Source organism: Streptomyces sp. NPDC014882 (assembly GCF_043081325.1).
In the GTDB taxonomy this organism is placed as follows: Bacteria; Actinomycetota; Actinomycetes; order Streptomycetales; family Streptomycetaceae; genus Streptomyces.
In genome coordinates, this window is sequence record NZ_JBIBWL010000027.1 from 1 (window position 1) to 23,815 (window position 23,815).

A 23,815-nucleotide genomic window follows, 5' to 3' on the forward strand; every position below is an offset into this window, starting at 1 on the left:
CGCGTCCGACAGGATCAACTCGGCCTTCGGCCGCCCAGTACGCGCCACCCCGCAACCCTACACATCTGACCAGAACTCCTGACTCAGAAGACTAGTCACGCGCTTTCACGAAGCGGGCCGGCCGGCGGGTGACCGGCGGCCCGGAGACGGTCGCCGCGTTCGACGCCGGACACGGCGCCCCGGAGCCGGCCCGCACCGTCCCGCGGGCGGCGTGACCTGTGCCTGCCGAGCACTGCGTCGGCCACCGGTGGTTCCCGGGGCGCCGGACCGCGGTGGGAAACCCGCAGCCGCAGCCACGTCGAGCGACGCGTCACCGCGGGCAGGACCCGCCGCGAAGCGATCCGCTGCCTGAAACGCCGTGTCGCCCGAGAGCTCTGCACGATCGTCCTCCGGGCCCCGCCCTGTCCGGGGAACAGGCCCTGGCGGCCTGGCCTCCACAGGGTCATCGAGACCGCCGGGTGCTACCAGGCAGCCCTCGCCTCGCCCCTGAGGTGAGCGTGACGCTTCGACGACAACTCCTAGTGAAAGGTCCGGTGGGCCTGCCGGGGCGGCTCCCCGTGTTCCTGGAACTGTTTCCAGACACCGTAGGCCGCCGTCACCATCACCCGCCACTCCCGGTCGCCCTCCCACCGGGCGTGCCTGCGCAGCGACTCCTCCTCGGGCATTCCGAAACGGACCTCCATGCCGTCCTCCGGAACGGTCCCCGCCTCGCCGCACTCGCGGAAGGCCCCCTCCGCCGGGTCGAACAGCATCCACCCGTGCCGTCCGTCGTCGGGCACCAGCCAGGAGTACACGAACCCTTCGTCCGCCTTCCCGGGCACCCTGCCGACCAGCCGTACGGCGATCGATGCGACTCCCACGTCCCGCACTCCCCCTCTCCCCGTGGTCATGGACGGTGATCAGCCCGCGCGGCCCGGTGAGGCGCACCGGGTCTGATGGAGGCTCGATCCCCCGAGAGGACCGAGCCGTGGCACGCCCGTCCCCTTGCCCGGTCCCGGGGTGTCCCAGGCGGCACGGTTCCCACGGACGAGACGTGACGGGCGCCGCGGTCACGTGCCGCGGTGGCCGCTCAGAGGTGGCCGTCCAGGAACTTCCGCACCTCGGCGACGGTCATGGGCCCCGCGCCGTGCGCCACCGCCTCCCCCTCCTTCAGCAGGACGCAGGACGGGGCTCCGGTGATCCCGCACCGCTCGGTCGCGGCCGGACAACGCGTGATGTCGGCGCGGACGACCGTCAGGCGGCCCGTGCGGTCGTCGGCGATGCCACCCACGACGAGGTCCATCACCCGGCAGGGCTCGATCGCCTTGGGCCATGTCCCGGTGAAGTACGCGAGGACCGGAACCGCGCTCATCCCGAGGATGAAATCGAACTCCGCGTCCTCACGGGGTCGGTGGACCCGGTTCGCCATGCACGCTCCTGACCTCACGTCCGTCGTTCCCTCCCCATCATCCCCCGCGTCGTCAGCCGGTCCGGAGACCGACCGCCAGCGTCAGTTCGAGGACCCGGTGCGGCGACGCGAGATCCGGAAACAGCTCCCGCAGCTGCGCCATCCGGTACCGGACCGTCTGGGGATGGACGAACAACGCCGCCGCCGCCTCCTCCCGCCTGCCCTGGTGCAGCAGCCACGCCCGCAACGTCTCCTCCAGCCGCCGTGCGGTCGCGGCGGGCAGGGTCCGCAACGGTGCGAGGGCTCGGGCACGCAGGTCCGCGAACGCCTCCACGTCGGCGCTCAGCACCAGCTCGGGCAGGTGGTCCTCGGTGTCGCGGATGTCAGCGGAGAGGGAGCGCGCGCGTACGGCCCGTGCGTACGAGGCGGACGCCCGAGTCCATGGCCGGGCCGGGCCGACCACGGCGGTGCGGTCGGTCAGCCGCCTCAGGAGGTGTGATCGGTCCGCGTCGGGGACGAGCAGCACGCCCAGGGCGTCCGGCAGATCGTCGAGGACGAGGGTGCTCGGGTCGAGCGTGCGGTAGGCGGGCCGGGCCTGGGCGGCGGGCAGCAGGACCGCGGTCAGCGAAACCGGGGGCTGCCACCCGGCCCGTTGGGCAGAGGCCAGCAGCACGTCCGGGCTCGCACCGATGAGGAGGTCGCGGGCCAGGTGTTCCAGGTGGCGCTCATGAGCCCTGCCCCGGGCGGCCAGTTCGTCGGCGTGGCCCGCGGCACTCGCGGCGGAGAGCTCGTCGATGTAGGCGAAGGTCAGCTCGGCGAACTTGGCGACCTCGGCGGCGGGCAGACCTGCGGGCACGGCGCCCGCCGCCAGGCATCGCCAGGCCACGCGGGCGCCGACGCGGTAGGCGCTGAGCAGGGCGTCCATCGAACGGCCGTCGCGCACCTCGCCGCGGCCCAGCTCGTAGGCCGCGTCACCGGCGTCGCCGCCCGTGGCCTTCCCGCTCGCGAGGTCCAGGTAGTGCCCCAGGGCGGTGCGGACGGCTCGGCGGATGGTGGCGCCCATGTGGCCCGAAAGGGCGTTGGCGTAGGGAGGGACCTCGTCGATGATCGCCTGGACGACCTCGTCGGCGGTGGTCCTCAGCTCGGCCCGAAGTGCGGTGACCGTCGTCTCGTCCAGGGCCAGTTCGCTGGCCCTCCGGATTGCATGGCTCATGTTTTGTTTCCTGCGAACAATTCAGCCGACCAGATTTACGTCCTGCGGTCAGGACTTTACGCCTTGAGGCGCAGCAAGCTGGGGTCATGACGAGTACAGCCCTGCGCAGCAGGGCGTGGAAACTGCTGGAGATGGTCACGACGCCGCTGCTGCCGTCGGACTACCTCGACCTGGTCAGTCCGCTGCGTGCGGGCGCCGACCTGCGGGGGCGCATCGAGGCCGTGCACCCCGAGACGGATGACGCCGCGACCGTCGTGATCAGGCCGGGACGGGGCTGGCGCGGCCACACGGCCGGTCAGTACGTGCGGATCGGGGTCGACGTCGACGGGGTGCGCCTGTGGCGTGCCTACTCCCTCACCTCGCCGACGAACCGCCAGGACGGCCGCGTCACGATCACCGTGAAGGCGATCCCGGACGGCAAGGTCAGCAACCACCTGGTCCGCAGGGCGAGACCGGGCACGCTGATCCAGCTCGACCAGGCGACCGGTGACTTCGTGCTGCCGGAGACCAAGCCCGCCAAGGTGCTCTACCTGACGGCCGGCAGCGGCATCACGCCCGTGATGGGCATGCTGCGCGACGCCGAGTTCGACGACGTCGTCATGGTCCACTGCGCGCCACGGCCGCAGGACGTGATCTTCCGCGACGAACTGCACGACCTGGTCGCGGACGGGAAGCTGCGGCTCACCGAGGTGCACACCGACATCGACGGCGTGCTCGACCTCGCCCGTCTCGGCGAACTCGTGCCCGACTGGGCCGAGCGCGAGACCTGGGCCTGCGGGCCCGCGGGCCTGCTCGACGCCGCCGAAGAGCACTGGAGCGAGCACGGCGCCCGAGAGCGCCTGCACACCGAACGCTTCCGCACCGGCATCGCCGTCGCGGGTGACGCCGGCGGTGGCGAGGTCACGTTCAGCACCACCGGCAAGACCGTCGACGCGGACGGCACCACGCCGTTGCTGGACGTCGGCGAGGAGGCCGGCGTGCTCATGCCCTCCGGGTGCCGCATGGGCATCTGCTTCGGCTGCGTCACGCCGCTCAGGGCGGGCGCCGTCCGCGACCTGCGCACCGGCGAGATCACCGAGGCCGAGCCGGGCGTCCTCATCCAGACCTGCGTGTCCGCCGCGGCGGGCCCCTGCGACATCGAACGGTAGGAGCACCTTGACCGCCATCGACCCCACCGCCCACCTGACCGCGGAGCAGATCGAGGAGCTCGGCCGCGAGCTGGACGCGATCCGCGACGAGGTGATCGCCAGTCGCGGTGAGAAGGACGCCGCCTACATCCGCAAGGTCATCTCGGCGCAGCGCGCGCTCGAGCTGGCCAGCAGGGGCGTGCTGCTGTTCTCGTTCTTCCCGCCCGCGTGGCTGATCGGCACCGCCGGTCTGTCCGTGGCCAAGATCATGGACAACATGGAGATCGGCCACAACGTCCTGCACGGCCAGTGGGACTGGATGCGGGACCCGAAGATCCACTCCACCACCTGGGACTGGGATCACGTCTCGCCGGCCGACCAGTGGAAGCACTCGCACAACGAGCTGCACCACACGTACACCAACGTGATCGGCAAGGACAACGACCTCGGCTACGGCATCATGCGCGTCGACGAGGACCAGAAGTGGCACCCGATCCACCTCGGCCAGCCGCTGTGGAACTTCATCAACGCCTGCTTCTTCGAGTACGGCATCGCGGCGTACGACCTCGAGCTCGGCAAGAACCTGCACAAGCGTCGCCGCAACAACCCGGAGTTCCGCGCGCGGGCCAGGGCGGTGGGCCGCAAGATCCGCAAGCAGGTGCTCAAGGACTACGTGATCCACCCTGCGCTGTCGGGCCCGTCGTTCCTCACCACGCTCGCCGCCACGTTCACCGCGAACGTGGTCCGCAACGTCTGGTCCCACTCGGTGATCATGTGCGGGCACTTCCCCGAGGGTGTGAAGGTCTTCGAGCGCCGGTCGATCAAGGGCGAGACGCGCGGCCAGTGGTACCTGCGCCAGATGATGGGCTCGGCGAACATCAGCGGCAGCAAGGCCATGCACTTCATGACCGGCAACCTGTCGCACCAGATCGAGCACCACCTGTTCCCGGACCTGCCGAGCAACCGGTACGCCGAGGTCGCGGTGAAGGTGCGCGCGCTGTTCGAGAAGTACGAGCTGGAGTACGTCACCGGGCCGCTGCCCAAGCAGGTGTTCTCCGCGTGGCACAAGGTCTTCCGGCTCTCGCTGCCGAACAGGAAGCCGAAGTCCAGGACGCCGGACCGCGAGCAGGAGCTCGTCGCGGCCTGACCCCCGGCACGGGTTCGGATCTTCCGGCCGTACCGGCGGCACCGCCGGGTTCGGTGGGATCCGCCGGGTCGGGTGAGACCTACCGGGTTCGGTGGGGCCCGCTGCGGACGGTGGGCGACCGCGAGGTCGGCCCGCAGGGCACGGGATCCGGGGCGGCCCGGTGTCGGCAGCGGCTCGCCCGGCGCCGGGCAGCTGCCGCTCAGGCGGCGCGGGAGCGCCGGTCGGTCTGCCCCGCGCTCATCAGCGGTCGGCTTCGAGGTCCGTCGACGAGCCGGCCGGGAACAGGCTCCCGCGGACCACGACGGCTTTGACATGCCACACGTTCGCAGAGGTGATGCGGAGCGCTACGATCACGCATGTGACCGCTGCGGAACCGACCATCCTCGCCACGTCCGGAGGGCACCGTGCCGGTACGCGCACCCGGCTGCTCTTCGACGCCCTGGTCCACCACGCGGTCGACCTGTCCGGCGTGCACGGCAGGCGTCCGCGCATCCTGTACGTCGGCACGGCGACCGGTGACGCCGAGCACGTGACGGCGCGGGTGGCGGAGGCGGCCCGGGTGGCGGGCCACGACCTCACTCCCCTGCAGCTGTTCCCCATGCCGAACGTCGAGGACGTCGAGGGTACGGTCCTCGCGCACGACGTGGTCTGGGTGATGGGGGGTTCGGTGGCCAACCTGCTCGCGGTGTGGCGGGTGCACGGCCTGGACGCGATCATGCGGCGCGCGTGGCGGGCGGGCGTGGTGCTCGCCGGAATCAGCGCGGGTTCCCTCTGCTGGTTCGAGGGCGGCGCGACGGACTCCTTCGGCCCCGGGCTGCGCCCGGTCACCGACGGGCTGGGCCTGCTGCCGTACGGCAACGGCGTGCACTACGACTCCGACGCGGGCCGGCGTCCGCTGATCCACCGGCTGGTCGCCGAGGGCGCCTTCCGGACGGCCCACTGCACCGACGACGGGGTGGGTCTGGTCTACCGGGGCACCGAACTGGTCGAGGCCGTGGCGGAACTGCCGGGCAAGGCGGCCTACGTGGTCGGCCGCGAGGGCGCCGAGGTGGTGGAGGAGCGGATCGCACCGCGGCTGCTGCCCGCGCCCCGGTTCTGAGCGACACCGGGTACCGCCCGGGGACGCGCGCGGCCGGCCGTTCCCGTCGCGACGGGGCGTCCGCACGGCGGACGCTTCCGATCGGCGCCGGGCGCGCAGGAATATGGGGGTCACTTCCCCATGTGGGGGTCGCGCGGGTCTGGCACCTTCTTCCTCGTGACTGAGACCGCCGACCTCCCAGCTCCCCGGACCACCGGCCTTCCGACTCCGCTCGGCGCCCGCCTGCCGCTCGCCTGGTGGGCCCCGGCGCTGACCCTCGCGGAGCGGCTCGCCGCACCCGGCCTCCCGGCGGCGCCCGCCGGTTCCGCCGCCGGACGCGCTCCGTGGAACCTCGGGGACGGCGAGGGCTTCGCCCTGCGGCTGGCCCACCTCGGGGTGGACGGGGCGACCGCGGCGGCCCTCGCCGCGGAAACCGCCGAGCGCCTCGCCGGCCGCGCGGCCAAGCCCGACTGGGCCGACTGGGCCGAGGCGGCACTGGCCGCCGCCCCCGAGAGCCTCGACGAGCCGACGACGGACGGCGCGGGTCCCGAGGTCTTCGCCGCCGTCGTACGGCCGCTCGTCGTCCCGGCCGCGGACCGGCTTGCCCTCAGTACGGGGGATGCTCCCGCGATCGAACAGGCCGTGTGGCGGGATGCGTTCGAGCAGTGGCTGACCGCGCGGCTGACCCGGCAGGCAGCCCGGACCCTGGTCCACGAGCTGTCCCGGGCCCGGGGCGCCCGGCGGCTCGCCGGTGCGGGCCCGCGTGAGCGGTTCGCCTCGTTCGTCGCCGCCACCGGCAGTCGGCCGGGCCTGTCCGCGCTCTTCGCGGCCTACCCGGTGCTGGCCCGGATGCTCGCGCGGACCGCGCTGGACGCGGCGGACGCCGTGGCGGAGCTGGTGACGCGGTTCCAGGCCGACCGGGAGGACCTGGTCACCGGGCTCCTCGACGGGCACGCGCCCGGTGCGCTGGCCGGGGTGGACCTCGGTCTGGGCGACGCCCACCAGGGCAGCCGGGCGGTCGCGGTCCTGCGCTTCGCCGACGGCGGCCGGCTCGTGTACAAGCCCCGGCCGCTCGAGCAGCACGCCCTGCTGGACGACTTGGCGGCCTGGCTCGGTGCCGAGGTTCCCGGCCTCGCGCTGCGCACGCCACGCAGTGTGCGCCGGCCGGAGTACGGCTGGCTGGAGTTCGTGGAGCACCGCTGGTGCCGGTCGGGCGCCGAGACCGACGCCTTCTACCGGCGCCAGGGGCTGCTGCTGGCCCTGCTGTACGCGGTGGACGGCGCCGACATGCACTACGAGAACGTCATCGCCTGTGGTGACCAGCCGGTCCTGGTGGACGCCGAGACCCTGCTGCACACCGGGCTTCCGCAGGCCATGACGGCCGGTGCCGACCCGGCCGCGGACGCCCTGCAGGCCTCCGTGCACCGCACCTGTCTCCTGCCCCACCTGCTGATCGGCCAGCACGGCGCGCTCGACATCTCCGCGCTGGGCCGGGACACCGAGGGCACCTTCCCGAGCGAGGGCCTGTACTGGGAGGACAGCGGCAAGGACACGATGCGGGCGGTACGGGGAGCGGTGCTCAGCCCGGCCGCGCAGAACCAGCCGCTGCCCGCGGGGGCGCCCCTGGAAGCGGCCGACCACCGGGCGGCCCTGCTGGAGGGGTTCCGCGCCGGCTACGCGGCGCTGGCCGCGCGCGGTCGTGAGCTGCTCGCACCGGGCGGGCCGCTGGCGGAGCACGCGGACAGTCCCGCGCGGCTCATCGCGCGTTCCACCCGCCTCTACGCCACGCTGCTGGAGGAGTCCGCCCATCCTTCGCTGCTCGGCGACGCCCTGGCCCGGGAGGGTGTGTTCGCGGTGCTGTGGACCGAGTCGGAACACGACGAGGCGCGCCGGCGCCTGATCGAGCACGAGACCGCGGAGCTGTGGCGCGGCGACGTCCCCCTGTTCGTGCATCGGCCGTCCGGTACAGGGGTCCGGACGGCCGATGGCACCTGGTTGCCGGACGTGCTGCCCGTGGCCGCCGTGACCGCGGTCGGCGCGAAGCTGGCCCGGATGGACGAGATCGACTGCCACGACCAGGAGTGGATCGTCTCGGCCACGTTGGCGGCGCGTGGCACCGGTTCGTCCCCGGCGCGGCGTTCCGAACTCGCTCTCGCCCCGCTCCCGGCGGTCGTGCCGGACGCCTCGCGGCTGCTGGCCGCCGCGTGCGGCATCGCCGACGAGATCGCCGCCCGCGCGGTACGCGGCGGCGGCCGGACCAACTGGCTGGGGCTGGAGCGGGTTTCGGGGCCGCACTGGGCCGTGCTGCCGATGGGTGCCGGGCTGGGGCAGGGGTATTGCGGGGTGGCGCTGTTCCTCGCGCAGGCGTACGCGCTGACCGGGGCCGGCCGATATGCCGTACTGGCTCAGGAGACGGTCCGGCCGCTGCCCGCCCTGATGAGGGCGCTGGCCGCCGATCCCGAACTGAGCGCGGCGGCCGGACCCGGCGCCTACGCCGGGCTCGCCGGCATCGTCCACGCGCTCGTGAGGCTGTCGGCGCTGCTCGGTGAGGACCTGACGGGCTGTCTGCCGGACGCGCTCACCGCGCTCGGGCACGCCGTCGCCTCCTGCTCCGATCCGAGGCTGGCCGGTGGTGCGGCCGGGGCGCTGACCGCCGCCGTCGCCGCGTACGAGGCGACCGGAGCGCCCGAGGCCCTGCGGCTGGCCGACGCGGTGGCGGACCTGCTGCTGGCGACGGTGCGCAAACCGGACCAGCCGGGCCCGCCCGTGGACGCCGCGGTCGTCGACGGCGAGCCCGGGTTCGCGGACGGCGCCGCCGGGATCGGCTGGGCTCTGCGGCGCTACGCCGACCGTCGCCCGGAGCGCGCCGCCGCGCACGCGGGCGCCGCCGACGCGCTGCTGCGTGCCGCGGTCCGCACGGTGGGGACGACGCCCGTGGGGACCACGCCCGTGGACCTCTCCTGGAACACCGGGCTCGCCGGCGTGGCCGCCGCCGCACCCCTGAGCGCCGCCGGCGCGCTGACGCCCTTCCTGGCCCGTGCCGAGGTGCGCCCCGGTCTGAGTCTCGAACAGGGCACGCTCGGCACGCTGGAGGCGCTGGCCGTGCTCGCCGGGCGGGGCGACGCGGTGGCCGCCGGGGCGCTGTCCCGGTGTTCCGGACACGTGCTCGCGCTGGTCGAGGCGCAGAGCCACCACTGCGCCACTCCCGACCACGTCCCCTCCCCCGGGCTGCTGACGGGACTGTCCGGCATCGGCTACGGACTCCTCCGTCTCGCCCACCCCGAAACCGTGCCGTCCCTGCTGCTCCTGGAGGACTCCGGTCACTGACCGGTCCCCTCCCCGCGGCCCCCTCCCACTCCCCCTGCCTACGCTCCCGCGGCCCCCTCCCTAGGCCCCCGCACCATGCTCGCGCGCCGCGGCCCGGCTCGCGCCCGTACCCGTGGGTGGGCGCCGTGGCGCTCACCGGCGGCGCCCCCAGCACGCTCGGCGCCTCCCCTTCGCCCCGTGGTGGCAGCGGGCCGGTTCCCGTGGACGTGAGGGCGACGGCCGGTACCCGGCGCGCCGCGGCGGTGGGGGAACCGGTCCGCAGCCGCGCGACCTGCCGCACGCCGCGATGTCCGATTACTATCGGCGCTCATGCGTTCCCATACGCCTTCTTTAGTCGGGCGGGACTCCCAACTGGCCCTGTTAGAGCGTGCCCTGGCCGACACACACCAGGGTCGCGGCGGTGTCGTGTTCCTGGTGGGAGAGGCCGGTGTCGGCAAGTCACGGGTCGCCGCGGAGGCGGTCGGCGGGGCACTGGACGCCGGGATGCGGGTGCTGCGGGGCCGCAGCAGCACCACGGGGCCGGCCGTACCGTTCCGACCGCTCACCGAAGCCCTGATGTCGCTCTTCCGCAGCGGCGAACCCGTGGACGACCTGGCTCTCGGCCCTTACCGGCCGGTCCTCGGGCGGCTGATCCCGGACTGGGACACCGGGGAACGGGACAGCAGCTCCATGGTGATCCTGGGCGAGGCCGTACTGCGTCTGCTGATCGCCGCCGGACGCGGGCGGGGCCAGTTGCTGCTGCTGGAGGACCTGCACGACGCCGACCCGGAGACGCTCGGCGTCCTCGAATACCTGGTGGACAACCTGGAGTACTCGCCCGTCCTGCTGCTCGCCACGGTCCGGACGGATTTCAGCGACGCCCTCGACCTCGCGCAGTCCGCCCGCCGGCGCGGCGCCGCCACCCTGGTGGAACTGCCGCCGCTGACCCGGCCCCAGACGCATGAGATGGTCGCGGCGCAACTGGGAGCCGACGGTCCGGAGCAGGTGCCCGCGGCGGTCCTGGAGCGGTTGTGGGAGGACAGTTCGGGAAGCCCGTACCTGGTCGAGGAACTGCTCCAGTCGATGATCGGGGCCGGCACCCTGGTGCGGGGGCCGGAAGGCTGGCGGGCCGTCGACAACCTCCGCAGCGACGTCTCCTCGTCGCTGGCGCGTGGCATCCTGCGGCGCATCGACCGGCTCGGCGCGCAGGGCCTGACCCTGCTGTCGGCCGCTGCCGTGCTCGGACGGCGTTTTCCGCTCACGGTCCTGCAGCGCATGACCGGCGTCGACGACCGGGCCCTGCTCAGCCATCTGCACGCCGGGGTGGCGGCGCGGCTGGTGGTCCCCGACGAACCCGCGCCGGACTGGTACTCCTTCCGTCACTCCCTCACCGTGGAAGCCCTGTTCACGCAGATGACCCCGGGCCTGCGCGCGGACCTGGCCCGGCGGGGCGCGGAGGCGGTCGAGGAACTGCATCCGGACCTGGCCGGCGACTGGTGCCCGCTCGCGGCCGGGCTGCGCAGCACGGCGGGCGACAAGGTCGAAGCCGGCCTGCTGTTCGCGGACGCGGGCGGCCGGGCGCTGGCGGCCGGAGCGCTCGGCTCCGCCGTCACCCTGCTGAGCCGGTCCGAGGGCCTGCTGGCCGACGCGGGCGATCCGCAGGCGCGGGCCATGGTGCTGGAGAACCTGCTGCCGGCCCTCGCGGAGGCCGGTGACTTCGCCCGCGCCCTCGACCTGGCCGAGGACCTGCACGCGCTGGGCGGCTCGGGACTGAGTCCCGTCCGCCTGGCCACTCTGCACACCCGGTTGGCCAAGGTCGCCCACACGGCGGGCCGGTGGAGCGACGGCAACCGTCAGATAGCCCGCGCCCGCGAGGTGCTGGCGGCGGCACCGGACGAGTCGACCGTCGCGGCCATCGACGTCACGGCCGCCTACCTGGCCCTCGACACGCCGGGACCCGACCGCACCCAGCACGCGGAGAAACTGGCCCGGTCCGCCGCCGACACCGCCGAACGGCACGGTCTGCCCGTCGTCGCCTGCCAGGCCCGGGAACTGCTCGCGACCGTGGCCCGCGAGCGGGACCCCGAGGAGTCGGCGGCGATCCTCGGGCAGGCACTGGCCACGGCCGAGCGCCACCGTCTCCCGTTGCAGCGCATGTACGCGGCCACCCGGCTCGGCGGCAACGCCTGGCTGGCCGACGGCGACACCGCGGGCCTGCTGTCGGTCCGCGAGGAGGCGCTGCGGCTCGGCTCCGTGAACATCGTCCACACCGTGGACGGCATCCTCGTGCTGGACGCGGTGCTGCGCGGCCGCTACGACACCGCCCGGTCGGTCGCCGCCGAATGCATGGCCGTCGTACGAAGGCTGCGTCTCGCGCCCGTCGTGCGGTACGTCCTGACGGCCCAGGCGGTCCTGGCCGCCCACCATGCCGACCGCGCGGCGATGGAGCAGTCGCTGGCGGCCTTCGCCGAGTGGGACGGCGTCGGTTCGCAGGAGGAGGCGCTCGGCCACGGTCTGGCGCGGGCCTTCTGCGCTCTGCTGGAGGAAGACCGCGGCCTCGCCCGGGAGGAGCTGCGGCAGGTGGTGGCGCTGGAGGCGGGCAATCCCTCGACCTACCACCTCGGCGGCACCCACGGCCTGGCCCTGCTGCTGGACGTGCTCGCCGGGGACGCGGACCGGGCCCGGCACAAGGAGATCACCGCCACCGCCGCCGCCCGCATGCGCTGGAACCGTCAGTTCGTGCTGCTGAGCGATGCCGTGCTGCTGGGTCGCGAGAGCACGGGTGAGCGGGCGGCGGCGGCGGTGGAGGCCGCGATGGCGGTGGCCGAGCCGTACCCGCTGGCCCGGCATCTCGGGCTGCGACTCGTCGCGGACGCGGCGCACCAGGACGGCTGGGGCGATCCGGTGGGCTGGCTGCGGCGGGCGGAGCACTACTTCCACGCGCGGGACGTCCAGGCCGTCACGGGTGCCTGCCGGGCCGGGCTGCGCCGGCTCGGCGTCTCCGTGCACCAGCACCGCACCGGCACCAGCGGCATCCCCGACCGGCTGCGCGCCCAAGGCGTCACGGTGCGGGAGTTCGAGGTGTTCCGGTTGCTGGCGGAGCGCCTGAGCAACAAGGACATCGCCGACCGGTTGTTCATCTCACCGCGCACGGCGGAGAAGCACATCGCGAGTCTGGTCACGAAGACGGGGGCGGCGAACCGCGCGGAGCTGTGCGCACGGTCGGCCGCACTGCGGGACGCATAGGGGTTCCCGGCCGGCCCCGGCGAGGGGGGCCGGCCTCGTCCGGCCGGAGCGGCCCGGCCTCCGGGCACCGGTCCGTTCCCGCCGGTCCGGTGCCGTGCGCCGTCCGGTACCGGCGGGCACGCGGTGGGGCCGGGCCCGCTGCCGCCGGCCCGCGGCGCGGAGCGCGTGTTCAGTGCGGGGCCGAGACCGAGGTGTCGATCGAGGTCAGGGTGATGACGAGACCGCTGGTGAGGACCATGCCCGCCAGGACGCGGGCTCGGGCGCAGGCGCGGTTGCGGCCCGACAAGGTGATGCCGCCGGCGGCGTCCGGGTCGGCCGGGCGGGCGGGGAGGTCGGCGGGAGCGGAGGAGTCGTCGCGACGGAGCTCGGCCATGGTGGGAAACCTCGTGTCTGTGAGGGCGGGTGCGGGATGGTGGGCGGGCGGCGTCGGGAGGCCCGCCCGGTGACTCTCAGCGTGCGAAGGCCCGGCCGGTGCAGCGAAGTTCGGTGATCGCGGTGGTCGGGGCGGGGGCGCCGGTGCGGAGCGGGTCGCGGCCGGTGCCGGCCTGAGGGATCGTGTCGGCCCTCCGGGCGGGGGCCGGGGAGGCTGCGTCGGGGGGAGTCGCGGGTGCGGCTGATGCGGTCACGAGAACAAGGTCACAGATGCGGTGGGGGCCCGCATGGGGAACTGTCCCCCATATTCTCCGGCGGTCCGTGCCCGGTGCCGCCGGCCGAGGGGGGCAGGAGGCCGCGGAGCGCGCGGCGCCGGGCCGGGCAGGGGCGCCCGTCGGGGTGGAAGGGCAGGCCATCGGGGTGGCGCGGCCGGCGTCAGGGCCGGATGCCGCGGGGCCGAGGTGTACGGGGCGGGCGGGTGGCCCTGCAGGTATATGGGGGCGTGCGCGGTCCGACGAGCACGCGCGCCTGCGCACGCGGCAGGCGTCGGCGGCCGGCGGAGCAGCCGGTGTGCGCGGTGGTGTCCGGTTCGTCCAGCGGGTGCGGTGGCCGTGCGTGCCGGGGGTCGACGTCCGGACGCGGGCACCGTCCGCAGTGGTGCCCTCACCCGCCCCGGGCGCCCTCGTCCGCGAGGAACTTGGGGGATCGGCCCGCATCCGTCGTCGCGGCGGCTCCCGTTCTACTGGTGTCCGGCCGACGGCCCGCGGCCGTGCCCCGGGGGGAACGCCGTCGGCCCGATCTCGACCCGTGTCCCGCAGCGAACAGGTGCCGTACGACAAGACATACAGGAGTGGACGACATGCTGACCTCTCTGGATATCGACTCCGTCGCGCGGAGTGTGTACATCGCGATGGTCGACCGACCCCGCGCGCAGGTGTCCGAGCTGGCCGAGCATCTGGAGGAGACCGAGGAAACCGTCCGGAACGGGCTGGAGCGGCTGTCCGCCCTGCTGCTCGTCGTTCCGGGGGACTCCGCGAGCGGCTGGCGCCCGGTCGATCCGGAGGTCGGGCTGGCGGCGATGCTCGCCCGGCAGCAGGACGAACTGGCCCGTCACCGCCTCCAGGTGGAGGGCAGCCGGCTGGAGGTGACGCGGCTGCTGTCGGAGCGCGGCCGGCGCGGCCCGGCGAGCGTTCCGGACGTCGAGTGGCTGGCCGGCACGGACGCCGTGTGGCGGCGCGTCACCTCTCTCGCCGAGGAGTGCGCGAACGAGTGGCTGACCGTCGGACCGGCCGAGCGGCTGGACGCGGCGGTCCTCGACGCGGGCCGCCCGGTGGACGAGATACTGCGGCGGCGCGGCACTCCCGCACGCGCCATCGTGCTGGAGAGCGTCCGCAACGATCCCGGGGCGACGGAGCACCTGCGCCGGACCGAGGAGTACGGCGGCGCCGTCCGCACCCTGCCGTCGCTGCCGGTGTGGATGTTCCTCTCCGACCGCAGGCACGTCGTGGTGCCGGTCATCGGCGGCCGCGGCGTGGTCGGCGCGATGGCGTGCGGCGTCGAGTCGGTCACGGAAGCCTTCGCGACCCTGTTCGCCCGGCTGTGGAAGGAAGCCCTGCCGCTCGCGGAGGCGCGCCCTCGTACCCGTGGCAACCTCTCCCTCCAGGAGCAGCATGTGCTCCGCCTGTGGGCGCAGGGGCTCACGGACGCCGCGGCGGCCCGCCGGATGGACGTCTCGCTGCGCACGGTGCGCCGGCTCTCGGAGAAGCTGACCGACCGGTTCGGTGCCCAGAGCCGGTTCCAGCTCGGCGTCCTCGCGCTCGCCAGCGGCGGCATCCGCGCCGAGGACGTGGCCTGAACCGTCCCGCGCCGGCGTGACCGGCGCACCGTGAAGGGGCCGGACCTCGTCATCGAGGTCCGGCCCCTTCACGGCGTGGCACCGGGTGCCGTCACCCCGCGGGGGCGAACTGCGCCGTGATCGCCGCCATCATCAGGTCGGCGATGCCCTGGGCGAGTCGCGCCGGGGTGGGAGAGTCGAACACGACCCGCACCGGCACGTCGACCCGCAGCGCTTTCCGCAGCCGGGACGCCACCTGCGTGGCGAGCAGCGAATGCCCGCCCAGCTGGAAGAAGTTGTCGTGCACGCCGACGCGCTCGATGCCCAGCAGTTCCTGCCACACGACGGTGACGGTCCGCTCGACGGCGTTGCGCGGCGCCGTGTACTCCGTGCCCAGGTCCGGCCGCTGGTGGTCCGGTGCCGGCAGGGCCGCCCGGTCCACCTTGCCGTTGGCGGTCAGCGGCAGCCGCTCCAGCGTGACGAACGCCGCCGGGATCATGTAGTCGGGCAGGAACCGTCCCAGGTGGGCGTGGAGTTCCGCGGTGCTCGGCGCGTCCGCGGCGGTGGCCACCTGGTAGGCCACGAGCCGCTTGTCGCCGGGTGTGTCCTCGCGGACGACCACACTGACCTCGCCGATGCCGGGGTGGGTCAGCAAAGTGGCCTCGATCTCGCCGAGTTCGATGCGGTTGCCGCGGATCTTCACCTGGTTGTCGATCCGCCGCAGGAACTCCAGCTGTCCGTCCGTCCGCCACCGCACCAGGTCACCGGTGCGGTAGACCCTGGTGCTCACTCCTTCGGCCTCGTACTCGGTGAACCTCTCCGCGGTCAGCTCCGGCCTGCCCAGGTAGCCGCGGGCCACCGGCACCCCTCCGACGAGGAGTTCGCCGGGCACCCCGGTCGGCACCGGCCGGCCGTGCTGGTCCACCACGAACGCCAGGACGTTGGCGACGGGCCGGCCGATCGGCGGGACCGCGTCGCCGGGTTCGACCACCGTCGAGGTGACGATGACCGTGGTCTCGGTGGGACCGTAATTGTTGATCACGCGGAACGGCGGCCGGGCCTGTGGCGGCATCCGCAGCCGGTCACCGCCGGTCAGCACGTAGTCGAGGGTGCTCTCCTGCGCCCACGGCAGCGCCACCAGGGCCTCGAGCATGGGCGTGGACAGGAACGTGGCGTGGACGCGCTGTTCGCACAGCCAGTCCCGCAGCAGGTGCGGGGTGAGCCTGACCGTCTCGGTGGTGACGCAGCAGGTCGCTCCCCGGGTCAGGCCGAGCCACAGCTCCCACGCCGCCGCGTCGAAGCCGATCCCGGCCAGCAGCGCGATCCGCTGTCCGGGCTCCAGCCCGTACTCCCGTGCCGTCCAGTGCACCAGGTTGACCACGCTGCGGTGTTCGACCTGCACGCCCTTGGGGCGGCCGGTGGATCCGCTGGTGTAGATCAGGTAGGCCAGGTGGTGGGGTGCGGTGACCGGCCGGGGGTCGGTGTCCGGCTCGCCGGCCAGCGTCGCGGTGTCCTCGTCGAGCAGCAGCAGCGGCACGTCCGAGGGCAGCCGGCCGCTGTGCGCGGTGGCGGTGAGGACGACGGGGGTCGCGGTGTCCCGCACCATGTACGCCAGGCGGTCGGCCGGATGGTCCGGGTCGAGCGGTACGTACGGCGCCCCCGCCTTCAGGACGCCGAGCTCGGCCGCCACCAGGTCCGGGCCGCGCTCCAGGCAGACCGCGACCGGCATGTCCGGCCGCACTCCGTACCGGGTGCGCAGGTGGTGGGCGATCCGGTTGGCGCGCGCGTTCAGCTCGCCGTAGGTCAGCGTGCCCTGCGGCCCCTCGACGGCCACCGTGTCCGGCTGCCGTGCCGCCCGCTCCTCGAACAGACCGTGCAGCGTGGCGGTGTCCGGGAAGGCGGTGGCGGTGTCGTTCCGCTCGGCCGCCGTCCGCCGCTCCTCGGGGGTGAGCAGGCAGAGCCCGGACAGGCGTACCGCGGGCTCGTGGGCCACCGTCTCCAGCACGGTGCCCAGGTGGCCGGCCAGCCGGGCGACCGTGTCCCGTTCGAAGAGGTCCGTCCGGTACTCCAGGGCGCCGCGCAGACCGCCGTCCGCGTCCTCGGACATCATCAGGGTGAGGTCGAACTTGGCGTCCGGCAGCGTGACCGTGAACGGCCGCACGTCCAGCCCCGGAAGGCTCCAGCCGTGCTCGTCCGGTGTGTTCTGGAGCACGAACATCGTCTGGAACAGGGGGTTGCGGGACGGGTCGCGGTCGAGGGCGAGTTCCTCCACGAGGCGTTCGAAGGGCAGGTCCTGGTGGTCGTAGGCGCCGAGCGCGGTGTCCTTGACGCGGTCGAGGAGTTCGGTGAAGGCGGGGTCGCCGGACAGGTCGGTGCGCATGACCAGGGTGTTGACGAAGAAGCCGATCAGGTCCTCGGTCTCGGCGCGGTTGCGGCCGGCGACCGGGCTGCCGACGGTCACGTCGTCCTGGCGGCCGTACTTGGCCAGCAGCACCTGGAAGGCCGCCAGCAGCACCATGTACAGGCTCGCGGAGCCGCTTCTGGCGGCCTTCCGCAGTCCGGCGGCCACCGCCGCGCTCACCTCGAACGTCACGGTGTCGCCGCCGCCGGGCCGTCCCGCCGGACGGCGGTGATCGGTCGGCAGTTCCAGCGGTTCCACGCCGGCGAGCCGCTCCCGCCAGTACGCCGACTGCTCCTCCAGCACCTCGCCGGAGAGCCTCCGCCGCTGCCACACGGAGAAGTCCGCGTACTGCACCGGCAGTTCCGTGTCCTCGGGCGGGGTGCCGGTCGTCGCCGCCCGGTAGCCCTCCCGCAGTTCGCGTGCCATGAGCGATTCCGACCAGCCGTCGCAGGCGATGTGGTGCACCGTCAGCAGCAGGTGCGCCTCCTCGTCGGCCAGCCGCACCAGGTGCGCGCGCAGCAGCGGTCCCGCCGCCAGGTCGAACGGGCGGGCGGCCTGCTCCCGGGCGAAGCGTCCCGCCGCCTCCAGCCGCTCCTCGGGATCGGCGATGTGCCGCAGGTCGTGGACGGCGGTGCGCACCGGTGCCGGCGGGTCGACGACCTGCGCCGGCTCCCCGTCCTCGTCGGCGACGAACCGCGTCCGCAGGATCTCGTGCCGCGCCAGCATGCGGGTCAGCGCCGCGTCGAGGGCCGCGGTGTCCAGCGCACCGTCGACGCGCAGCGCGAAGGGCACGGTGTACTCCGCGCGTCCGGGCTCCAGCCGGTCCAGGAACCACAGCCGCTGCTGGGCGAAGCTCAGCGGCAGCGGCCCGCCGGTCCGGTCGGCCGGCACGATCGGCTCGGCGCCGGCCGTCCCGTCCGCCGCCGACTCCGCCACGGCCGCGGCCAGCCCGGCGACGGTGGGTGCCGCGAACAGGGTCCGCACCGGCACCTCCACCCCGAGCGCGTCCCGCAGGCGTGACGTCACCTGGGTGGCGAGCAGGGAGTGGCCGCCGAGTTCGAAGAAGTCGTCGTCCACACCGGTGACCTCGGTGCCCAGCACCTGGGACCAGGCCGCCGCGACGGCGCGTTCGACCGGGGTACGGGGGGCCGGACCACCGGCCGCGGACGCCCGGGGCCGGGGCGCGGGCAGTGCCCGCCGGTCCACCTTGCCGTTCGGGGTGAGCGGCAGCCGCTCCAGCGTCACGAACGCGGACGGCACCATGAAGTCGGGCAGTTCGCGGCGCAGCCGTCCGCGCAGGGCCTCGCCCGACACCGTGCCGTCCGCCGTCGGGACGACGTAGGCGACCAGTCGCCTGTCGCCGGGGGTGTCCTCGCGGACGACGACGGTGGCCGCGGCGACGTCGGGGCCGGCCAGCAGCACCGCCTCGATCTCACCGGGCTCGATGCGGTGCCCGCGCAGTTTCACCTGTTCGTCCAGCCGCCCCAGGAACTCCAGTTGCCCGTCGGCCAGCCAGCGCACCCGGTCCCCGGTGCGGTAGACCCGGCGCGGCGTGCCGTCGACGCGGACGGTCACGAACCGCTCCGCCGTCTGTCCGGGCTGCCCCCGGTACCCGCGCGCCAGCCCGGTCCCGCCGACGAGGAGTTCGCCCGGCACTCCGGTCGGCACCGGACGGCCGTGCCGGTCCACGACGTACACGAAGGTGCCGCGCACCGGCCGGCCGATCGGTGGCACGGCCGTGCCGGGGACGACCTCGGCCGAGGTCGTCACCACCGTCGACTCGGTGGGTCCGTAGTTGTTGACGACGCGGAAGGGCAGGCGCAGCCCGGCCGGCAGGCGCAGGGCGTCACCGCCGGTCAGCACGTACTCGAGGGAGGTCGGCTCCGACCAGTCGAGGGCCGCCAGTGCCTCCAGCACCGGTGTCGAGACGAAGGTGCCCGTGACCCGCCGCTCGGTGAGCCAGCGCTGGAGCAGCGCCGGCGTCAGCCGCACCGTGTCGTCGGGTACGCACACGGTGGCACCGGTCGCCAGCGCGGGCCACAGCTCCCAGGCCGCCGCGTCGAACCCGACCCCCGCCAGCAGGGCGACATGCCGTCCCGGGGCCGCGCCGAAGGTGTCGGCCGTCCAGCGGACCAGGCCGGCCAGGCTGCGGTGCTCGACCTCGACGCCCTTGGGCCGGCCGGTGGAGCCGCTGGTGTAGATCACGTACGCCAGGTCGCCGGAGGTCGCCGCGGGTTCCGGGTCGTGCGCCGGCAGGTCCGCGAGGGACGGCCAGTCCCGGTCGGTGAGGAACCGGCCGGGCTCGTCGGGCAGCCGCGCGGCCCCGGCGGCGTCGGTGACGACGAGCGCGGCCCCCGCGTCCGCGACCATGTGGGCGAGCCGGTCGGACGGGTGCTCCGGATCCAGCGGCACGTAGGCGGCGCCGGACTTGAGGACCGCGAGCAGTGCGGTGATCTGCTCGGGGCCGCGCTCCAGGCACACGGCGACCGCGGTCCCGGGGCCGGCTCCGCGGGAACGCAGGTGCCGGGCGAGCCGGTTGGCCCTCGCGTTCAGCTCCCGGTAGGTCAGCTCCCCGCCGGCCGAGAGCACCGCCGTGGTGTCCGGCCGCAGGGCGGCGCACTCCTCGACGAGCCGGTGCACCGTCTCCCCGGCACCGGCACCGGCACCGGCACCGGCTTCAGCACCGGTGTCCGCGGCGGCCCCCGTCCCGCTCCAGTCGGCCAGCACCCGGCGCCGTTCGGCACCGGCCAGCACCTCCAGGTCCGACAGCCGGCGCTCCGGGCCGGCGACGGCCGCGCGCAGCAGCGTGGTGAAGTGCTCGGCCAGCCGCTCGGCCGTGTCCGGTGCGAACAGGTCGAGGGCGAACACCAGATCGCCGTCGAGCGAGCCGTCGGGCCGCTCGGTGAGGAACAGGGTCAGGTCGAACTTGGCCTCCTCCGCACGGACCGCGACCGGCTCCACCACCGTTCCGGGCAGTCGCCACGCGTGGCCGTCCGGGGTGTTCTGGAGCACGAACATCGTCTGGAACAGCGGGTTGCGGGACAGGTCCCGGTCGGGGGCGAGTTCCTCCACGAGGCGTTCGAAGGGCAGGTCCTGGTGGTCGTAGGCGCCGAGCGCGGTGTCCTTGACGCGGGCCAGCAGCTCGGTGAAGGCCGGGTCGCCGGACAGGTCGGTGCGCAGGACGAGGGTGTTGACGAAGAAGCCGATCAGGTCCTCGGTCTCGGCCCGGTTGCGGCCCGCGATCGGGGTGCCGACCGCGATGTCGTCCTGGCCGCTGTACTTCGCCATCAGCAGCTGGAACACCGCCAGCAGCGACATGAACAGGCTCGCTCCCTGCCCCGCCGCCAGCCGCCGGGCCGCGCCGGCCACGTCGGCGGGTACCGAGAAGGAGACCGTGCCGCCCCGGCCCGACCGCTCGGCCGGCCGCCGGTGGTCGGCCGGCAGTTCCAGCGGCCGCACTCCGGCGAGCCGCTCCCGCCAGTACGCGGACTGTCCTGCCAGCGCCGGGCCGTCCAGCGCCTCGCGCTGCCAGCTCGCGAAGTCCGCGTACTGCAGGCCGAGGGGGGCCAGGCCGGCCGGCCTGCCGGCCACCGCCGCCCCGTACAGCTCGCCCAGCTCGCGCGCCAGGATGCCCTCCGACCAGCCGTCGGAGACGATGTGGTGCACGGCGAGCAGCAGCAGCCACTCCGCGTCGGCCACCCGTACCGCCACCGCGCGCAGCAGCGGCCCCGCAGCGAGGTCGAACGGCCTTCCCGCCGCCTCGCGCAGGATCTCCCGCGCGGCGCCGACGCCGAGGTGCCGGGCGTCATGGACGTCCACCGGCACCTGCCGCACGGCGTCGACGACCTGGAACGGGCGTCCCGTGCCGTCCGCGACGAACCGGGTCCGCAGGATCTCGTGTCGCGCGACCAGCGCCTTCAGCGCGGCGCCGAAGGCGTCCGGCGCGAAGTCCCCCTCGATCCGCAGCCCCACCGGGATCGTGTACTCGGCCCGGCCCGGCGCCAACTGGTCGAGGAACCAGAGGCGTTGCTGCGCGAAGGACAGCGGCAGGGATCCCGCCGAGCGGTCCGCCCGCGGGATCGCGGCGGAGGTGCCCGGCCCCAGCGTGTCCACGGCGGCCGCCAGCAGCGCCGGCGTCGGCGCGTCGAACAGGGTCCGGTGCGGCACGTCCGCCCCGAGGTCCCGGCGCAGCCGGGAGGCGACCCGGGCGGCCAGCAGGGAGTGCCCGCCCAGTTCGAAGAAGTCGTCGTCCGCGCCGACCCGGTCGACGCCCAGCAGCTCGGCCCAGATGCCGGCGACCGCCCGCTCGGTGGGCGTGCGCGGCGCGGTGAACGCGGCGGAGACGTCCGGGCGGTGGCTCTCGGGCGCGGGCAGGGCCCGCCGGTCCACCTTGCCGTTCGAGGTGAGCGGCAGCCGTTCCAGTACGACGTACCGGACGGGCACCATGTGCGCGGGCAGCTCCCGCGCCAGCGCCGCGCGCAGCCCGGCCACGGCCACGGCCACGCCGCCGGCCGGCACCAGGTACGCCACCAGCCGCTTGTCACCGGGGGTGTCCTCGCGGACCACGACCGTGGCCGCCGCGACGTCCGGCCGGGACAGCAGGGCGTTCTCGATCTCTCCGAGTTCCACCCGGTGTCCGCGCAGCTTGACCTGGTCGTCCATCCGGCCCAGGTAGACCAGGCGCCCGTCCGGCAGCCACTTCACCAGGTCGCCGGTGCGGTACACGCGGGCCTCGGGGTCGGCCGAGAAGGGGTGCGGCACGAACCGCCGCGCCGTCAGCTCGGGCCGCCCCAGATAGCCGAGGGCCACGTTGACACCGCCGATCAGCAGCTCACCGGGCACTCCGACCGGCTGGACCTCACCGTGCGCCCCGACCACGTAGACCTCGGTGTTGTCGATCGCCCGGCCCATCGGCACGTGGTCCGCCGTCGGCTCCACCGACACCGTGCGGCTGACCACGTTGCCGACGGTCGCCTCGGTCGGCCCGTACTCGTTGACGATCGCCGTGTCCTCGCCGCCCAGGGCCAGCACCCGGTGCGCCAGCGCCGGTGTCAGGTCCTCGCCGCCGGCGACCACCGTGGCGACGGCGTGCCGGACGCCGTCCTGTTCCAGGCGGGCGGTCAGCAGCTCCAGGTGGGAGGGCGTCGCCTTCAGGAAGCTGATCGGGACACCGGACGCGACGATGTCCACGGCCGCGTCGAAGACCGTGCGGCCCGGCTCCGGCTGCGGCACCACCAGGCACAGTCCCTGCACCAGCGGCAGGAACAGCGCGGTCACCGTCAGGTCGAACGCCGCCGACGAGCACAGCAGCGAACCGGTCCGCGCGCCGGGCGCCGGCGGATAGTTCCGGTCGCACCAGTGCAGGTAGTTGACGACGCCCCGGTGCCCGACCCGCACGCCCTTGGGGCGGCCCGTGGAGCCCGAGGTGTAGATGACGTACGCCACGTCGTCCGGGCCGGCGGCCGCGACGGCCGGGGCGGTGCCCGTGCCGACCGGCCACTCCCGGTCGGCCAGCAGCAGCGTGGTGCCCGGTGCGAACAGGTCCGCGTGCGCGGACTGCGTCACCACCACCGGGGCGGCGCTGTCCTCGACCATGTACCGCAGCCGCTCGGCGGGGTAGGCCGGGTCCAACGGCACGTAGGCGGCGCCCGACTTGAGCACGCCGAGCAGCGCGCACACCAGGTCCGGGCCGTGGTCCAGGCACACCGCGACCAGCGCGCCGGGGCCGAGGCCCCGCTCCGCCAGGTACCGTGCCAGCCCTTCGGCCCGCTCGTCCAGCTCCCGGTAGGTCAGCCGTCGTCCGCCGTGCTCCAGGGCCACCGCGTCGGGCCGGCGAGCGACCTGCTCCTCCACCAGCCGGTGCACGGTGGCGGTGTCCGGGAACGCGGACCGCGGTCCGTTCCACTCGGTCAGGATCCGGTGCCGTTCCGGCTCCGTCAGCATCTCCAGCGCGCTGAGCGGCTCCCCGGGCGTGTCGGCGGCGGAGCGCGCGAGGGTCGCGAGGTGCCCCGCCATCCGCTCCGCCGTGGCCCGCTCGAACAGATCGGTCCGGTAGCCGAGGGCACCGCTCAGTCCGCCGCCGTCCGCGACGACCTCCAGGGTGACGTGCGCGTCCGGGGGGAACACGGCGGGCTCCCGGACGGCCGTGCGCCACGCGAACCACGCCACCGCGTCCGCCGGCACCGCGAGCGGCACCGGCCCCCGGCCGGTGGCGTCCGCCATGCCCCGCGCGACGTGCGCCACGGCCTCGGTGAACGCCGGGTCGCCGTGCGCGCCGCGCACCATGACCGCCGTGTCCGGGTCGTCCGCCGGCACCGCCACCGGGACGTCGCCCCGGCCGGCGTACCGCCCCAACAGCGTGTGGAACACCGTCAGCAGGACCGCGGGGAGCTCCACGCCGGCGTCGCGGGCCAGCGCGGCCAGCGCGTCCGCGGTCCGGGCGGGTACGTCGAACAGGACCCGGTCCGCGGGGCCCGGGCCGTCGTCCGACGGCCGTCGGTCCGACGGCAGTTCCAGCGGCTCCAGGTCCGCCGACTCGTGCCTCCGCTCCCCCAGCTGGTGATCAGCCACCGTTCACTCCCCATCGTCAGGACATCGTCAGCGGTACAAGCGATTCACGGGCGGCACGTCGTACGACGGGCGGTGAGGGGTGGGGCGGGGGACCCCGGACGGGCCGGGAGCCGCGCCGCCGGCAAGACCACGGC

11 protein-coding genes are annotated in these 23,815 nt (G+C 74.4%); 6 read left to right on the top strand and 5 right to left on the bottom strand.

From position 1 onward, the window contains the following. Window positions 1–518: 518 nt before the first annotated feature. The 3 genes from ACF09K_RS34125 to ACF09K_RS34135 all read right to left on the bottom strand — a co-directional run bounded on the left by ACF09K_RS34125 (window position 519) and on the right by ACF09K_RS34135 (window position 2,600). Window positions 519–860, bottom strand: a complete 342-nt coding sequence (locus ACF09K_RS34125) for a hypothetical protein (RefSeq protein WP_392249226.1) — start codon at window positions 858–860, stop codon at window positions 519–521. Between the two features lie 209 nt (window positions 861–1,069). Continuing rightward, complete coding sequence (locus ACF09K_RS34130; protein ID WP_392249227.1) at window positions 1,070–1,408, bottom strand: thioredoxin family protein; 339 nt, start codon at window positions 1,406–1,408, stop codon at window positions 1,070–1,072. A 52-nt stretch (window positions 1,409–1,460) separates the two neighbouring features. Next, entirely contained in the window at window positions 1,461–2,600 is a 1,140-nt protein-coding gene (locus ACF09K_RS34135) for a PucR family transcriptional regulator (protein WP_392249228.1), read from the bottom strand. An 86-nt stretch (window positions 2,601–2,686) separates the two neighbouring features. Here ACF09K_RS34135 and ACF09K_RS34140 point away from each other — a divergent pair, with 86 nt between their 5' ends. From ACF09K_RS34140 to ACF09K_RS34160, 5 genes are all read left to right on the top strand, one after another. After that, the gene (locus ACF09K_RS34140) at window positions 2,687–3,748 is read left to right on the top strand and encodes a ferredoxin reductase (protein ID WP_392249229.1); all 1,062 of its coding nucleotides are present in this window, start codon (window positions 2,687–2,689) and stop codon (window positions 3,746–3,748) included. A 7-nt stretch (window positions 3,749–3,755) separates the two neighbouring features. Beyond that, window positions 3,756–4,874 (top strand): fatty acid desaturase family protein, encoded by a 1,119-nt coding sequence (locus tag ACF09K_RS34145; protein ID WP_392249230.1) that lies wholly within the window; start codon window positions 3,756–3,758, stop codon window positions 4,872–4,874. A 358-nt stretch (window positions 4,875–5,232) separates the two neighbouring features. Then, the gene (locus ACF09K_RS34150; protein ID WP_392249231.1) at window positions 5,233–5,973 is read left to right on the top strand and encodes a Type 1 glutamine amidotransferase-like domain-containing protein; all 741 of its coding nucleotides are present in this window, start codon (window positions 5,233–5,235) and stop codon (window positions 5,971–5,973) included. Window positions 5,974–6,129: 156 nt separating this feature from the next. Then, complete coding sequence (locus ACF09K_RS34155) at window positions 6,130–9,279, top strand: type 2 lanthipeptide synthetase LanM family protein (RefSeq protein ID WP_392249232.1); 3,150 nt, start codon at window positions 6,130–6,132, stop codon at window positions 9,277–9,279. Window positions 9,280–9,588: 309 nt separating this feature from the next. Continuing rightward, on the top strand, window positions 9,589–12,504 hold the full coding sequence (locus tag ACF09K_RS34160; protein WP_392249233.1) for an AAA family ATPase: 2,916 nt from the start codon (window positions 9,589–9,591) through the stop codon (window positions 12,502–12,504). Between the two features lie 169 nt (window positions 12,505–12,673). Here ACF09K_RS34160 and ACF09K_RS34165 read toward each other — a convergent pair whose 3' ends face one another. Then, entirely contained in the window at window positions 12,674–12,877 is a 204-nt protein-coding gene (locus ACF09K_RS34165; RefSeq protein ID WP_392249234.1) for a hypothetical protein, read from the bottom strand. A gap of 858 nt (window positions 12,878–13,735) precedes the next feature. On the opposite strand from ACF09K_RS34165, the gene ACF09K_RS34170 reads away from it, so the two are divergent. Continuing rightward, the gene (locus ACF09K_RS34170) at window positions 13,736–14,731 is read left to right on the top strand and encodes a LuxR C-terminal-related transcriptional regulator (RefSeq protein ID WP_392249235.1); all 996 of its coding nucleotides are present in this window, start codon (window positions 13,736–13,738) and stop codon (window positions 14,729–14,731) included. Window positions 14,732–14,822: 91 nt separating this feature from the next. On the opposite strand, the gene ACF09K_RS34175 is transcribed toward ACF09K_RS34170, so the two are convergent. Then, window positions 14,823–23,681, bottom strand: coding sequence for an amino acid adenylation domain-containing protein (locus ACF09K_RS34175; RefSeq protein ID WP_392249236.1), 8,859 nt, complete (start codon window positions 23,679–23,681; stop codon window positions 14,823–14,825). Window positions 23,682–23,815: the final 134 nt, after the last annotated feature.